Source organism: Lysobacter arseniciresistens ZS79, assembly GCF_000768335.1.
Classification (GTDB): Bacteria; Pseudomonadota; Gammaproteobacteria; order Xanthomonadales; family Xanthomonadaceae; genus Novilysobacter; species Novilysobacter arseniciresistens.
Genome location: NZ_AVPT01000014.1, coordinates 38,260 through 52,566 on the forward strand (window position 1 = coordinate 38,260; position 14,307 = coordinate 52,566).

12 protein-coding genes are annotated in these 14,307 nt (G+C 71.1%); 5 read left to right on the plus strand and 7 right to left on the minus strand.

Translation table 11 applies throughout. The features are described from left to right. Window positions 1–35 precede the first annotated feature (35 nt). From N799_RS08715 to N799_RS08730, 4 genes are read left to right on the plus strand one after another with little or no spacing between them, the layout of a single operon-like run. On the plus strand, window positions 36–1,301 hold the full coding sequence (locus N799_RS08715; RefSeq protein ID WP_036210931.1) for an efflux RND transporter periplasmic adaptor subunit: 1,266 nt from the start codon (window positions 36–38) through the stop codon (window positions 1,299–1,301). Between the two features lie 60 nt (window positions 1,302–1,361). After that, window positions 1,362–2,054: an ABC transporter ATP-binding protein gene (locus tag N799_RS08720; RefSeq protein WP_036210934.1), complete on the plus strand. Its 693-nt coding sequence runs from the start codon at window positions 1,362–1,364 to the stop codon at window positions 2,052–2,054. Window positions 2,055–2,081: 27 nt separating this feature from the next. Next, the gene (locus N799_RS08725; RefSeq protein WP_036210937.1) at window positions 2,082–3,248 is read left to right on the plus strand and encodes an ABC transporter permease; all 1,167 of its coding nucleotides are present in this window, start codon (window positions 2,082–2,084) and stop codon (window positions 3,246–3,248) included. 10 nt (window positions 3,249–3,258) lie between these two features. After that, the gene (locus N799_RS08730; protein ID WP_081974856.1) at window positions 3,259–4,662 is read left to right on the plus strand and encodes an ABC transporter permease; all 1,404 of its coding nucleotides are present in this window, start codon (window positions 3,259–3,261) and stop codon (window positions 4,660–4,662) included. 261 nt (window positions 4,663–4,923) lie between these two features. Here N799_RS08730 and N799_RS08735 read toward each other — a convergent pair whose 3' ends face one another. From N799_RS08735 to N799_RS08750, 4 genes are all read right to left on the minus strand, one after another. Next, entirely contained in the window at window positions 4,924–7,065 is a 2,142-nt protein-coding gene (locus N799_RS08735) for a carboxy terminal-processing peptidase (protein ID WP_425476980.1), read from the minus strand. Between the two features lie 458 nt (window positions 7,066–7,523). After that, window positions 7,524–8,537 carry a lipoyl synthase gene (lipA, locus tag N799_RS08740; RefSeq protein WP_036210942.1) on the minus strand — a complete coding sequence of 338 codons (1,014 nt, stop codon included), beginning with the start codon at window positions 8,535–8,537 and terminating at the stop codon, window positions 7,524–7,526. Between the two features lie 43 nt (window positions 8,538–8,580). Beyond that, on the minus strand, window positions 8,581–9,282 hold the full coding sequence (lipB, locus tag N799_RS08745) for a lipoyl(octanoyl) transferase LipB (RefSeq protein ID WP_036210944.1): 702 nt from the start codon (window positions 9,280–9,282) through the stop codon (window positions 8,581–8,583). Next, entirely contained in the window at window positions 9,270–9,548 is a 279-nt protein-coding gene (locus N799_RS08750; protein ID WP_036210946.1) for a DUF493 family protein, read from the minus strand. The genes lipB and N799_RS08750 overlap by 13 nt, the downstream gene beginning before the upstream one ends. Window positions 9,549–9,720: 172 nt before the next feature. On the opposite strand from N799_RS08750, the gene N799_RS08755 reads away from it, so the two are divergent. Continuing rightward, entirely contained in the window at window positions 9,721–10,638 is a 918-nt protein-coding gene (locus N799_RS08755) for a CsgG/HfaB family protein (RefSeq protein WP_081974858.1), read from the plus strand. 78 nt (window positions 10,639–10,716) lie between these two features. Here N799_RS08755 and N799_RS08760 read toward each other — a convergent pair whose 3' ends face one another. The 3 genes from N799_RS08760 to mltB all read right to left on the minus strand — a co-directional run bounded on the left by N799_RS08760 (window position 10,717) and on the right by mltB (window position 14,211). Continuing rightward, window positions 10,717–11,940 (minus strand): D-alanyl-D-alanine carboxypeptidase family protein, encoded by a 1,224-nt coding sequence (locus tag N799_RS08760; protein WP_036210949.1) that lies wholly within the window; start codon window positions 11,938–11,940, stop codon window positions 10,717–10,719. Window positions 11,941–12,013: 73 nt separating this feature from the next. Further along, window positions 12,014–13,075, minus strand: coding sequence for a septal ring lytic transglycosylase RlpA family protein (locus N799_RS08765; protein WP_036210952.1), 1,062 nt, complete (start codon window positions 13,073–13,075; stop codon window positions 12,014–12,016). Further along, window positions 13,072–14,211, minus strand: a complete 1,140-nt coding sequence (gene mltB, locus N799_RS08770) for a lytic murein transglycosylase B (protein ID WP_036210955.1) — start codon at window positions 14,209–14,211, stop codon at window positions 13,072–13,074. Before mltB ends, N799_RS08765 begins: the two co-directional genes overlap by 4 nt. Between the last annotated feature and the right edge of the window lie 96 nt (window positions 14,212–14,307).

The following is a 14,307-nucleotide window of genomic DNA, read 5'->3' on the forward strand; positions in this document are numbered from 1 at the left end:
GTCACACTCGGGGACTGGTGACGTCAGGGATGCACATGAGCGATTCGGCCGACCTGTTGAAGGAACTCAAGATCGACCGCCGCGCGCCGGCGCCGCAGCCGTCACGACGCACGTGGTGGATCGCCGGCGGGGCCGTGGTAGCGGTGCTGCTGCTCGGCGCGGCCGGCTGGGCGCTGCTGGCCGGCGGCGACGCGCCGGAGGTGCGCACCGCACCGGTGGTGGCGATCGGCGGCAACGGCGGCGCCAGCGCGTCGGTGCTCGATGCCACCGGCTACGTGGTCGCACGGCGGATGGCGACGGTCTCGGCCAAGGTCACCGGCAAGGTCCGCGAGGTGCTGATCGAGGAAGGCCAGCGGGTCGAGGCCGGCGAGGTCATGGCCACGCTCGACCCGGTCGACGCGCAGGCCGGCCGCGAGCTGGCCGCCGCGCAGCTGGCCGCCGCGCGCAGCCAGGTGGCCGGCGCCCAGGCGCGCTTCCGCGAAGCCGACGCCAACGCCAGCCGGCTCGGCGGCCTGGTCGGCCAGCAGCTCGTCTCGCAGGCGCAGTACGACCAGGCCGTGGCCGAGCGCGACGCGCTGCGCGCCCAGTTGCTGACCGCGCGCCGCAACGTCGAGGTCGCCGCCGACCAGCTCGCCATCGCCGACAACAACGTCGACAACACCGTGGTGCGCGCGCCGTTCGCCGGCGTGGTGATCGCCAAGGCCGCGCAGCCCGGCGAGATGATCTCGCCGCTGTCGGCCGGCGGCGGCTTCACCCGCACCGGCATCGGCACGATCGTCGACATGGACTCGCTGGAAGTCGAGGTCGACGTCGGCGAGGCCTACATCGGCCGGGTCAAACCGGAGATGCCGGTCGAAGCCACGCTCAACGCCTACCCGGACTGGCAGATCCCCGGTTCGGTCATCGCGATCATCCCCACCGCCGACCGCGGCAAGGCCACGGTCAAAGTGCGCATCGCGCTGCACGAGAAGGACGCGCGCATCGTGCCCGACATGGGCGTGCGCGTGAGCTTCCTGGAGGCGCCGCAGCCGGCCTCGGACGAAGACAAGCCGCGCGGCGTGCTGGTGCCGGCCGCGGCGATCGTCCAGCGCGACGGCCAGCCGGTCGCGTTCGCCGTGGTCGATGCCGGCGACGCCGGAGGCACGGTCGAGCTGCGCAGTATCGAAGTCGGCCGCAGCCTCGGCGACGACCGCGAGGTCACCGCCGGCCTGGCCGGCGGCGAGCGGGTCGTGCTCGATCCGCCCGAAACGCTCGGGGACGGCGCGCGGGTGCGCATCGCGCAGGCGCCGGACGAAGACTGACCCATCCACCGCCGGCACCGCGCCGGCGACGTGCAACCCATTCCCATCAAGGACGCCGCCATGTCACTGGTCTCGATCCGCAACCTCACCAAGAGCTACCAGCGCGGCCCGGAGACGGTCGAAGTGCTGCACGGCATCGACCTGGAGATCCCCGAGGGCGATTTCGTCGCGCTGATGGGGCCGTCGGGCTCGGGCAAGACCACCCTGCTCAACCTGATCGGCGGCCTCGATTCGCCCAGCGGCGGCGAGATCGAGATCAACGGCCAGCGCATCGACACCATGAGCGCGGGCCAGCTGTCGAACTGGCGCAGCGACCACGTCGGCTTCGTGTTCCAGTTCTACAACCTGATGCCGACCCTCAACGCGCAGAAGAACGTCGAACTGCCGCTGCTGCTGACCCGACTGTCGGCCGCGCAGCGCAGGCGCAACGCCGAGATCGCGCTGAAGCTGGTCGGGCTGGAGGAGCGCGGCCGGCACCGGCCCAACGAGCTGTCCGGCGGCCAGCAGCAGCGCGTCGCGATCGCCCGCGCGATCGTGTCCGACCCGACCCTGCTGATCTGCGACGAGCCCACCGGCGACCTCGACCGCCAGTCGGCCGAGGAGATCCTGGCGCTGCTGCAGTCGCTCAACCGCGACCACGGCAAGACCATCGTGATGGTCACCCACGACCCCAAGGCCGCCGACCACGCCCGCCGCACCATCCACCTCGACAAGGGCACGCTGGTCGAGAGCGAGCTGGCCGCCGCGCACTGACGCGCGCGCCATCCAAGGAGCCGGGACATGAAATACCTGCACCTGATCTGGGCCGCGCTGTTCCGCAGCAAGACCCGCACCCTGCTGACCCTGCTGTCGGTGGTCGCCGCGTTCCTGCTGTTCGGCATGCTCGACTCGGTCCGCGTCGCCTTCAACGCCGGCGGCAGCGTGGCCGGCGCCGACCGGCTTGTGGTCGCCTCGCGCCTGTCGATCACCCAGACCCTGCCTTCGCGGCTGACCGCGCAGATCGCCGCGGTGCCGGGCGTGGAGAAGGTGGTCTACGCCAACTGGTTCGGCGGCATCTACCGCGACCCGAAGAACTTCTTCCCGAATTTCGCGGTCGGTCCGGACTACTTCTCGCTGTACCCGGAGTACCGGATCCCGGCCGAACAGCTGGAGGCGTTCAAGGCCGACCGCACCGGCGCGATCGTCGGCGCCGCGCTGGCGCAGCGCCACGGCTGGAAGGTCGGCGACACCATCCCGCTGCAGGCGACGATCTTCCCCAAGGACGGCAGCAACGACTGGAGTTTCACCCTGCGCGGCATCTTCGAGCTGGAGGACGACAAGCGCCGCGGCGAGGAGAACCAGCTGATGTTCCACTGGGACTACTTCAACGAGGCCAACGACTACATCAGCGACGAGATCGGCTGGTACATGGTCAAGCTGGCCGACATCGACCAGGCCTCGCAGGTGGCGCAGGCGATCGACGCGATCTCGGCCAACTCCGACCACGAGACCCGGACCCAGACCGAGCAGGCGTTCAACCAGGCCTTCATCAAGCAGTTCGCCGACATCGGCCTGATCGTCAGCGCGATCATGGGCGCGGTGTTCTTCACCCTGCTGCTGCTGACCGGCAACACGATGGCGCAGGCGGTGCGCGAGCGCATCCCGGAGCTGGCGGTGCTCAAGACCATCGGCTTCACCAGCCGCAGCGTGCTGATGCTGGTGCTGGCCGAATCGGTGCTGCTGGTGGTGCTCGGCGGCCTGCTCGGGCTGGCGATCGCCGCGGCGCTGATGCCGGCGGTCAGCGCGGTCAGCGCGGCCAGCGGCGGCCTGGTGCAACTGCCGACCGTGCAGGGCCAGACCTGGGCGGTCGGACTGGCGCTGATGCTCGCGATCGGACTGGTGGTCGGCGCGCTGCCGGCGCTGCGCGCGATGCGGCTCAACATCGTCGATGCACTGGCCGGACGCTGAGGAAAATCGAATGGACAGCAAAACACCTTCGCGTAATCCGCTGCTTCGCGTGTTCGCCGGCATTGCACACGCGATCGCTCTGATCGTGGGATTCGGCAACGCAAACCGGGGCCGGCGCTGGCTGGGCAACATCGGCGTGGTGCTCGCGCTCGCCGCCGGACTTGCGGCGTGGATCGCGCTGCCGTGGTGGGGCGTGCTGGCGGTCGCGGCGCTGGTGGCGCTGTGGCTGCTGCTGACCCGCGCCGGCCGGCTGGCACTGGCCGCGACCCGCGTCGGCATCGCCAGCCTGCCGCAGCGCTGGGGCGCGTCGTCGGTGATCATCGTCGGCATCGCCGGCGTGGTCGGCGTGCTGGTGGCGATGCTGGCGATGGGCGAAGGCTTCGCCGAAACGCTCAACCGGACCGGCAGCGACGACAGCGCGATCATGCTGCGCGGCGGCTCGCAGGCGGAAACCAACTCGGTGATCACCCGTGACCAGGTGCCGCTGGTGTCGGCGCTGCCCGGCATCGCCCGCGGCGGGGACGGCCGCCCGCTGCTGTCGCCGGAGCTGTCGCAGGTGGTGACGCTGATCGGCAAGGCCGACGGCACCGAGGTCAACGCGCAGCTGCGCGGGGTCGGGCCGAAGGCGTGGGAAGTGCGGCCGCAGGTCGAGGTGGTCGAGGGGCGGCGGTTCGAGCCCGGCCTGCGCGAGCTGATCGTCGGCGACGGCGCGAGCGAGCAGTTCCGCGGGCTGGACGTCGGCAGCACGATCGAGATCGGCAACCAGCAGTGGACCGTGGTCGGCCGCTTCGAGAGCGGCGACTCGCACGAGTCGGAACTGTGGGCGGACGCCGAGATCGTCGCCAGCACCTACAACCGGCCGGCGTTCCAGTCGATCACCGCGCGGCTGGACGCGGACGGCATGCAGCAGCTCAAGGCGGCGCTGGCGGCCGACCCGCGGCTCAAGCTCGATGTCGAGACCACCAGCAGCTACTACTCCAAACAGTCCGAAAACCTGACCAGGCTGATCACGGTGCTCGGCACGGTGATCGGCGCGATCATGGCGATCGGCGCGGTGTTTGGCGCACTCAACACGATGTACGCGGCGGTCGCCGGCCGCGCCCGCGAGATCGCGACGATGCGCGCGATCGGCTTCCGCGGCCTGCCGGTGGTGGTGGCGGTGATGCTGGAGACGATGCTGCTGGCGCTGCTGGGCGGCGTGCTCGGCGCCGCGCTGGCGTGGCTGGTGTTCAATGGCTACACGGTGTCGACGCTGGGCAACAACTTCAGCCAGGTGGTGTTCTCGTTCCGGGTCTCGCCGGAGCTGCTGTGGAGCGGACTGAAGTGGGCGCTCGGCATCGGCCTGGTCGGCGGGCTGTTCCCGGCGCTGCGGGCGGCCCGGCTGCCGGTGACGACGGCGCTGCGCGCTGCGTAGCGGTGGCCAAGGCGCGGGGCATCCACGCCGCGGGCCTCCGCGCATCGCCCCGGGCCGTCCGTCCACGGCATCCGTCGCGGTTCGTTCGATAGGGCTGTCGCCCGCTACCGCGCGACCCGGGGCCCCATGTAGGAGCGACGTGAGTCGCGACCGCGCAGCCAATCGGCAGGTCAGTGGGTCGCGACTTACGTCGCTCCTACAGAAAGCCCTGAAGAAAACGGGCGCCCGAAGCGCCCGTTTTCCGTTGAAGCAGTCGCGGACTCAGTCCGCCCAGTGCCCCGCGCTGGCCGACGCCGGCAGCACCGCCGACGACAGCTGGGCGTCGTTGCTCAGCAGCCAGACCGCGTCGGCGAGGATCGCGGCGGACTCGCGCAGCAGCGGGTCGGGGCGGTCCTCGGCGGCCTTCTCGCGGGCGGTGTCCAGTGCGATGTCGCGCTCGTTGGCGGTCAGGCCGTCGTCGAGCTGGGCGGCGGCCAGCGGGTCGAGCGCAAGGCCGAGTTCCTCGCGGATCTCCTGCCGCTGCTGCCGGCGCGCCTCGTTGGCGTCGCGCTCGGCGCGGCGCTCGGCCTCGTTGAGCGACACCGAGGTCTCCGCGGCTTCCTTGCGGTAGCGCTCGACGTCCTCCTTCCACCACTGGAACTCGCGGTTGTCGGCGACGCGTTCGGCGTGCAGGGCCTCCAGCCGCGGCAGCAACGGCGCGAAGTTGCCGTAGCGGATGTGCGGCACCTCGGCGATCCTGGACCACGGCAGCGCGTTGTCGTAGGTGCTCTCGCCGTACTCGGTGGCGTCGACCGAGGCCGGGAAGGTGATGTCCGGCACCACGCCCTTGTTCTGGGTCGAGCCGCCGCTGACGCGGAAGAACTGGGCGATGGTCAGCTTGACCTGGCCGAAGCGCTCCTCCTCGTTGGCCGGCCAGCGGTCGAGGTCGACCAGGTTCTGCACCGTGCCCTTGCCGAAGGTGGTCTCGCCGATGACGAGGCCGCGGCCGTAGTCCTGGATCGCGCCGGCGAAGATCTCCGAGGCCGAGGCCGAGCCACGGTTGACCAGCACCGCCAGCGGGCCGTCCCAGGCCACGCCACTGTCGCGGTCGCCCTCGACACTGACCCGGCCGCCGGACTCGCGCACCTGCACCACCGGGCCCTGGTCGATGAACAGGCCGGTCAGCTCGATCGCCTCGGTCAGCGAGCCGCCGCCGTTGTTGCGCAGGTCGAGCACGACGCCGTCGACGTTGTCGGCCTTGAGCCCGCGCAGCAGCTTGCCCACGTCACGGGTCGCCGACGCGTAGTCCTCGCGGTTGAGGCGGCGGCCCTCGAAGTCCTGGTAGAAACCCGGCAGCTCGATCACGCCGATCCGCTGGTCGGGCGCGTCGCCCTGGCCCGGGATCGTCAGCACCTCGGCCTTGGCGGCCTGGTCCTCCAGCCGCACCTCGTCGCGGGTGATCACCACGCGCACCGGCTTGCTGTCGAGGCCGGCCTCGGCCGGGATCATGTCCAGCCGCACCTGCGAGCCCTTCGGCCCGCGGATCTTCTCGACCACGTTGTCGAGCCGCCAGCCGATCACGTCGACCATCGGCCCGCTGTCGCCCTGGCCGACCGCGGTGATGCGGTCGCCCGGGGCGAGGATGCCGGTCCTGTCGGCCGGGCCGCCGGCGACGATCTCGCGGATCGCGACCACGTCGTCCTGCTTCTGCAGCACCGCGCCGATGCCCTCCAGCGACAGCGACATCGACAGGTTGAAGTTCTCCGCCGAACGCGGGGTGAAGTAGTCGGTGTGCGGGTCGATCGCACCTGCGTAGCTGTTGAGGAAGGTCTGGAACACGTCCTGGCCTTCCAGCTCGGAGACGTTCTCGGCGAGGTTGGCGTAGCGCTTGTCGAGCGTCTCGCGGATGCTGTCGGCCTCCTTGCCGGCCAGCTTCAGGCGCAGCCAGTCGTTGCGCACCGACTGCTTCCACAGCTGGTCGAGCGCGGCGGTGTCGGCCGCCCACTGCGCGTCCTCGCGGTCGTAGTGGAAGCGGTCGTCGCCGGTGAAGTCGAAGATGTCCTGCTTCAGCAGGTCGCGGGCGTAGTCGACCCGCTCGTCGACGCGCTGGCGGTAGGTCGCGAAGATCGCGTAGGCCGGTTCCAGCTCGCCGCTCTTGATCGCGTCGTCGAGCAGGGTCTCGTAGCGGTCGAAGCGGGCGATGTCGGCCGCGGTGAAGAACTGCTTGCCGCCGTCGAGCGCCTCCAGGTAGCGCTTGTACATGTCCGCCGACAGCGTGTCGTCCAGCGCCTGCGGCCGGTAGGCGTAGCGGCTGTCCGACAGCAGGCCGTAGACCAGCTTGGCGGCGGTGGCCTGGTACTCGGTGGGGCCGGTCGGCAGCTCGACCGCGGTTTTGTTCCGCCGCGGCTCGGCGGGCGTGCGCAGGGTCGCCGGCGGCGCCTCCTGCGCCGGTGCCGGGGTGGCCTGCACGGCCGGCGGCACGGCGGCGTTGTCGGCACGCGCGAGCAGCGCCAGCGGCGCGGTGAGCAGGAGGGCGAACAGGGGGGTCTTGGCGATCATGGGTACTTCGCGGTGGCGTTCGCGGGCGCCGTGGGGGCGGCCACTGGGGGGCGGGCCGGACTCAGGGTTGCAGCAGCCCGGACCACCCGACAGTGCCTAAAGTTGCAGCCCCTGTCACGTCGATGGCGCACAAAGCGGCGGCCCGCCGCGCGTGCACCATCGTTGCCGTTCAGCTTGGGCTCCCTGCCCGGAACAATCGCGTCGGAAGCCGCGCGACACCGCCAGTGCCGCGCCGGCTTCCGGCGCACCCCCATCACACCATGGTCGACGCGAAGACCGCGGCAACGCGGCCATCGGCGTGGCAGACCACCGGACGGGGTCGGTCAGGCGGAAACCGCGAGCCCGGCCTCGGCCGCCGAACGGTCGGCGTGGTACGACGAGCGCACCATCGGGCCGGAGGCGACGTGGGTGAAGCCCAGCGACATGCCGAACACCTCCAGCGCCTTGTACTCGTCCGGCGTCCAGTAGCGCATCACCGGGTGGTGGTGGGCGCTGGGCTGCAGGTACTGGCCGATGGTGACCATGTCGACGTCGTGCGCGCGCAGGTCGCGCAGGGTCTCGTGCACCTGCTCCAGGGTCTCACCGAGGCCGAGCATGATCCCCGACTTGGTGGTGACCTCCGGGTGCTGCGCCTTGAACTTCCGCAGCAGGGTCAGCGACCACTGGTAGTCCGCGCCCGGGCGGACGTTGCGGTACAGGTGCGGCACCGTCTCGAGGTTGTGGTTGAACACGTCCGGCGGGTTGGCCGCGAGGATCTCCAGCGCGCGCTCCATCCGGCCCTTGCCGCGGAAGTCGGGGGTCAGGATCTCGACCCTGGTGCCGGGGCTGTGCCGGCGGATCGCCTCGATGCAGTCGACGAAGTGCTGGGCGCCGCCGTCGCGCAGGTCGTCGCGGTCGACGCTGGTCACCACGACGTAGCGCAGGCCCATGTCGGCGACGGTTTCGGCGAGCCGGCGCGGTTCGTCGGCATCCGGCGGCTTCGGCCGGCCGTGGGCGACGTCGCAGAAGCTGCAGCGGCGCGTGCAGACGTCGCCGAGGATCATGAAGGTGGCGGTGCCGTGGCCGAAGCATTCGTGGATGTTCGGGCAGCTGGCGTCCTCGCAGACGGTGACCAGGCGGTTCTCGCGCAGCTTGGACTTGAGCTTCTGCACCGCGTTGCCGGACGGGATGCGGACCCGGATCCACGACGGCTTGCGCAGCACCGGAGCGTCGGCGAACTGCACCGGCGAGCGGTTGATCTTGTCGCCGGCCAGCTGCTTCACGCCGGGCTGCAGCGAGGCCAGGGCGTCGCCGCTCACGACCGCGAGCGGGATGGTCTTGGAGGCGGGGTCGGTCATGGCAATCCGGGGCTGCGGTCCGGCGGCGGCCGGGGGGGGTGGGTCAGGGCGCCGGCAGTGCCGGCGGCGGCGCGGTTTCGACCGCCAGGCCGAACTGCGCGGCGAGGTGCTCGACCAGCGCGGGCTTGACCGCGTCGAGGCCGGACGGGCCGCCCAAGTCTACCATCGAGGTCACCTGCAACCCCGCGTAACCACAGGGGTTGATGCGCTGGAACGGCTCCAGGTCCATGTCGATGTTGAAGGCCAGCCCGTGGAAGGTGCAGCCGTGGCGGACGCGGATGCCGAGCGCGGCGATCTTGGCGCCGGCGACGTACACGCCCGGGGCGCCGTCGCGGCGGACCGCCTCGATGTTCCAGTCGGCCAGGGTGTCGATGATCGACTGCTCGATCCGGCAGACGTACTCGCGCACGCCGACCTTCAGCCGGCGCAGGTCCAGCAGCGGGTACAGCACGATCTGGCCGGGGCCGTGGTAGGTCACCTGGCCGCCGCGGTCGACGTGGAGCACCGGGATGTCGCCGGGCATCAGCACGTGCTCGGGCTTGCCGGCCTGGCCGAGGGTGAACACCGGCTCGTGCTCGACCAGCCACAGCTCGTCGGGGGTATCGGCGCCGCGCGCATCGGTGAAGGCCTGCATCGCGCGCCAGACCGGCTCGTACGGCTGGCGGCCGAGGTCGCGCAGCTGCGCGGGCGGCAATGCGGCGGCCACCGGCGCTGCCGGCGCTGGGCAGGCGGCTACAGCGTCCACTTCACTTCCGGATGGCCGCGCAGGACCTCGTGGGCGCGCTCGTACTGCTCGCGCGACTCGGCCCGGAACACGATCCGGACCGACACGTAGCGGCCGTTGGACGAGTGCTTCCAGTCGACCTGCTCGGTCACCACTTCGATGCCGGCATCCAGCAGCAGCGTCGGCAGCACTGTTTCCAGGTCCTTCTCGGCCGCGCCCATCGCGCTGAGCTGGAACTCGCCGGGGAACTGGAAGCCGTGTTCAGGGTTGTCGGACTTGATCTCCATCCCGCCAGTATGGGATCGCCAGGGGCCGAACCCAAGCGCCCGCGGCGGGGTTTGCGCTAGCCGCGGGCGGCGGGGCGCGGGCCGGATGGCAGCACCGCCGGGGTTTTGTCGTTAGCCGTCATGGGCGCCGCGATGGCGCTGCCCACGTTCCCCCACTTCCGGAACCGGACCGATGAAACCCGTCACTGCTTTCGTGCTCGTGGCCCTGCTGGCCACGCCGCTGTCCGTCCCCGCCCAGTCGCCGACGCGGCAGGCGGAGATCCCGACCTGTTCGCGCAACCTCGGCACGCTGGCCGTGATCGAGCCCGACAACAACTGGTGGAGCGCCCACCGGCTCGGCGCCCCGTCGTCGCTGCTCAAGGTGTTCGTCAACCGCTCGGGCTGCTTCACCCTGCTCGACCGCGGCAAGGGCATGGCGGCGATGAAGGCGGAGCGCGAACTCGCCGCCGCCGGCGACCTGCGCGCCGGCTCCAACCTCGGCAAGGGCCAGGTGAAGGCGGCCGACTACGTGCTGGTGCCGGACCTGGTCTCGCAGAACTCGAACTCCGGCGGCAACCGCATCGGCGGCCTGCTCGGCGGGCTGATCGGCGACCGCACCGTCGGCACGCTGGTGGGCGGACTCAACATCAAGCGCAAGACCGCCGACGTGGTGCTGACCGTCACCGACGTGCGCTCGTCCGAGCAGCTGGCGATGACCGAGGGCCACGCAACCAAGACCGACCTGGGCTGGGGCGCCGGCGCCGGCGTCTTCAACGGGCTGCTGGGCGGCGTCGGCGCGACCGGCTATGCCAACACCGAGATCGGCCAGGTCATCACCCTCGCCTACCTGCAGGCCTACACCGACCTGGTCGGGCAGCTCGGCGGGATGCCGGCCAGCGCCTCGGCCGCGAACGTGCAGCAGGCGGTACGCATGACCCGGCCCGGCCGGCTGCTGGCGCAGGCCGACGGCAGCGGCACCGCCGTGCGCGACCTCGACGTCGGCATGATGCTGTACCCCACCGGCAACAGGCAGGCGATGATGTGGGAGGTGGAGGACGAACTCGGCAACCGCGGCTGGGTGTCGTCGAGCCTGTTTGAACTGGCGCGCTGAGCTGGGGCGCTGAACTCGCTCGAAAAAAGAAAAGGCCGGCACCAAGCCGGCCTTTTCGCATGTGGGGCACGCGTCGGATCAGACCGACTCCCACCACATCCAGAACTCGTCCCACAGGCGCTTGAAGAAGCCGCCCTCCTCGACCGCGTCCAGCGCCACCAGCGGGCGCTGGGCGACCACCTTGTCGTCGAGCATCACCTTGACCGTGCCGATCTGCTGGCCCTTGGCGATCGGCGCGACCAGGGTCCTGGGCACGTCCATCATCGGCTTCAGGCGCTCGTAGCGGCCGCGCGGGATGGTCACCAGCAGCGGCTCGGCGACGCCCAGCTGCAGCTGGTCGGTCGCGCCCTTCCAGACCTTCTGCTCGGCGACCTGTTTGCCGGCGTCGTACAGCTTGTGGGTCTCGTAGAAGCGGAAGCCCCAGTTGAGCAGGGCCTGGCTGTCGTCGGCGCGCTGCTTCTCGGAGCTGGAACCCAGCACGACCGTGATCAGCCGCTGGTCGCCGCGCTCGGCCGAGGCCATCAGGCAGTAGCCCGCACCGGAGGTGTGGCCGGTCTTGATGCCGTCGACGCTCTGGTCGCGCCACAGCAGAACGTTGCGATTGGGCTGGGTGATCGGGCCGACCGTGAACTCGCGGATGCTGTTGTACGAGTAGGCCTTGGGGAAGTCGTGGATCAGCGCGCGGCCGAGCAGCGCGAGGTCGCGCGCGCTCGACACGTGGCCCTCGGCCGGCAGCCCGGTCGGGTTGACGAAGTGGCTGTTCTTCATGCCGATGCGCTCGGCGTACATGTTCATCAGCGAGGCGAACGCGTCGACGCTGCCGGCGACGTGCTGGGCCAGCGCGATCGCGGCGTCGTTGCCGGACTGCACCACCATGCCCTTCTCCATCTGGATCAGCGGCGCGGTCTTGTTGACCTCGAAGCCCGAGTAGCTGCCGTCGGTGCCGGCGCCGCCGGTGCGCCAGGCGTGCTCGGTCATCATCACCTGGTCGTCCTCGCTGACCTTGCCGCCGGCCATCTCGGCGGCGATCACGTAGCTGGTCATGACCTTGGTGATGCTGGCCGGTTCCAGCGGCTGGTCGATGTTCTCGCCGGCCAGCACGTTGCCGCTGGCGGCGTCCATCACGATCCACGCGGTGCCGACTACTTCCGGCGGCGGCGGCACCGGCAGCGCGTCGCTGGCGGGGGCCTGCTGCGCGGCCGGCGTCGGCGCGGGCGCCGGCTGCTGCGCGAACGCCATGCCGAAGGTGAAGGTGGTCAGCGCGGCGATCGCGGCGGCGCGCAGGGCAACGTGGGCTTTCATCGTTTCGGAACTCCGGGGCCGGCGCGGGGCCGGCGAGTGTCAATCGGGATGCTTTGGAACGCGGCGCGGGCGATCAGTCCTGTACCGGCTGCGGGACGCCGAAGCCCAGCCCGGCGATGCGGCTGGACAGCGACGCCACCGCGTGCCTGGCGAGCGGACCGACCCGCACCCGCCAGACCGGGCGGCCGCCGGCGGCGCCGTCCTCGAGGCTGGCGCCGTCGATACCGGCGCCGCGCAGCGTCGCCAGCGCGCGGTCGGCGTTGTCGCGGGTGGTGAAGCTGCCGACCTGCAGGACCACGCCGTCGGTGCCGGCGGGCACCGGGTCGCGGTCGGTGCTGGCGATCGCCACCGGCGTGGCGGCGGCGGCCGGTGCGGCCGGGGTCTTTTCGGGCAGCGCCGCCACCAGCGCGTCCATGCCGGATACCGGCGCGGCCTCGGCGGTGCGGGTGTCGACCGTGGTGGCGGCCTTGCCGGCGTCCGCGCGCAGCGACTGGGCGTCGCCCGGCAGCAGCGCGCGCACCTCGACCCGGCCGGTGCCGGCGCGGGTGATGCCGAGCTTGACCGCGGCGGCGTAGCTCAGGTCGATGATGCGGCCCTTGTGGAACGGACCGCGGTCGTTGACCCGCACCACCACCGAGCGGCCGTTGTCGAGGTTGGTCACCCGCGCGAAGCTCGGCAGCGGCAGCGTCTTGTGCGCCGCGGTGAAGGCGTACATGTCGTACACCTCCATGTTGGAGGTGCGGCGGCCGTGGAACTTCTTGCCGTAGTAGGACGCCAGGCCCTCCTCGACGTAGCCCGCGGCATCGTCCATCACGTGGTAGCTCTTGCCGAGCACGCTGTAGGTCGAGCGGTTGCCGTAGCGCGAGCGCGGCTCGGCGACGACGGCGGGCTCGGGGATGCGCGACACGTCGATGTCGACGCCCGGCGCGGAGTCCTTGATGTGCGGTGCGTACAGGCCGCCGGCGGTGTAGTCGCCGCGCTTGGACGGATCCTCCTGCGCGGGCGGGTACGGCGAGACCTTCGCGGTCGCCTTGCCCTGCGCGGCCGGCGGTGCGCTGGCGGCATCGGGTTTCTTCGGCTGGCCGGCGCAGGCGGCGAGCCCGAGCACGATCAGCGCTACCGCCAGCCGCCTCATCGGCCCGCGTCTGCCAGTGCGTTGCGTGCGGCCAGCGGATCGCGCCCGGCCACCGCCTCGGCCAGCTCGTACACCGCCATCGCGTAGTGGCGCGAGTTGTTGTAGCGGGTGATCGCGTGGAAGTTGTTGAAACCGATCCAGTATTCCCTGCCGTCGACGCCGTCGAGGGTGAACAGGGTCGCCTTCGGCGCGCCCGCCACCGGCGTGGCCGGGGTGTAGCCACGCGCGGCCAGCTGCTCCAGCGTGTAGCGCGGTTCCAGCCCGTCCGGGTCGAACGCGACCGCGCCGTCGGCCTTGCGCGCGCGCACCACCACCGGGCCGCCGCGCTGCCAGCCACCCTTCTCGACGAAGTAGTTGGCGACCGAGGCGAACACGTCCGGCAGGCTGTTGAACAGGTCGACCTTGCCGTCGCCGTTGCCGTCGACCGCGTAGTCGCGGTAGCTCGACGGCATGAACTGGCCCCAGCCCATCGCCCCGGCGTAGCTGCCCTTGAGCGTGGTGACGTCGAAGCCGTTCTCCTTGCCGAGCGCGAACACCTGCGCCAGCTCGTCGCGGAAGAACGCCTCGCGCTGGTTCTCGCGGGCGATCTTGTCGGGCTGGTTGGTGCGCGGATAGGCGAACGCCAGCGTGTACAGGGCGTCGACCACCGGGTAGCTGCCCATGTTGCCGCCGTAGCTGGTCTCGACCCCGAGGATCGAGACGATGATCTCGGCCGGCACGCCGGTGTCGGCCTCGACCTTCGCCAGCGCGTCGCGGTGCCGGGCGAGGAACTCGCGACCGGCGTCGATGCGCGCCTGGGTGATGAAGATCGGGCGGTACTCGCTCCACGGCTTGGCCTCGGCCGGCCGCGACATCGCCTTGATGATGCTGTCGCGAATCTCCGCCTGCGCCAGCACCTGGGCGATCTCGACCTGGTCGAGGCCGTAGCGCGCCGAGGTGGTGCGCAGGAATTCGGCCTTGGCCACGTCGATCGGCTGCGCGGTGGACACCGCGGGCGCCACCGGCGGCGCTTCCGGTTCGACCGCCGGGGCCGGTTCGGGTTGCGGGGGAGGCGACGGCGGGGTCTGCGTGGCGCAGGCCACCAACGCGAGCGGGAGCGCACACAGCAGGGCGCGGCTGGCGGGGTTTCGAGTCATCGCGGCGAGGTTAGCACTTGTTCCGGAGGGTCAAAACCGCGTGAGCGCCCCCGGCCGGCCGCGAGTCAGGTTGTGTTGTCGTTCATGAGCGCGGCC

Coding starts and splice junctions, on each gene's coding strand:
- N799_RS08715 (WP_036210931.1), top strand. CDS start 36: ATGAGCGATTCGGCCGACCTGTTGAAGGAACTCAAGATCGACCGCCGC.
- N799_RS08720 (WP_036210934.1), top strand. CDS start 1,362: ATGTCACTGGTCTCGATCCGCAACCTCACCAAGAGCTACCAGCGCGGC.
- N799_RS08725 (WP_036210937.1), top strand. CDS start 2,082: ATGAAATACCTGCACCTGATCTGGGCCGCGCTGTTCCGCAGCAAGACC.
- N799_RS08730 (WP_081974856.1), top strand. CDS start 3,259: ATGGACAGCAAAACACCTTCGCGTAATCCGCTGCTTCGCGTGTTCGCC.
- lipA (WP_036210942.1), bottom strand. CDS start 8,537: ATGACCGACCCCGCCTCCAAGACCATCCCGCTCGCGGTCGTGAGCGGC.
- N799_RS08750 (WP_036210946.1), bottom strand. CDS start 9,548: ATGGAGATCAAGTCCGACAACCCTGAACACGGCTTCCAGTTCCCCGGC.
- N799_RS08755 (WP_081974858.1), top strand. CDS start 9,721: ATGAAACCCGTCACTGCTTTCGTGCTCGTGGCCCTGCTGGCCACGCCG.
- N799_RS08760 (WP_036210949.1), bottom strand. CDS start 11,940: ATGAAAGCCCACGTTGCCCTGCGCGCCGCCGCGATCGCCGCGCTGACC.
- N799_RS08765 (WP_036210952.1), bottom strand. CDS start 13,075: ATGAGGCGGCTGGCGGTAGCGCTGATCGTGCTCGGGCTCGCCGCCTGC.
- mltB (WP_036210955.1), bottom strand. CDS start 14,211: ATGACTCGAAACCCCGCCAGCCGCGCCCTGCTGTGTGCGCTCCCGCTC.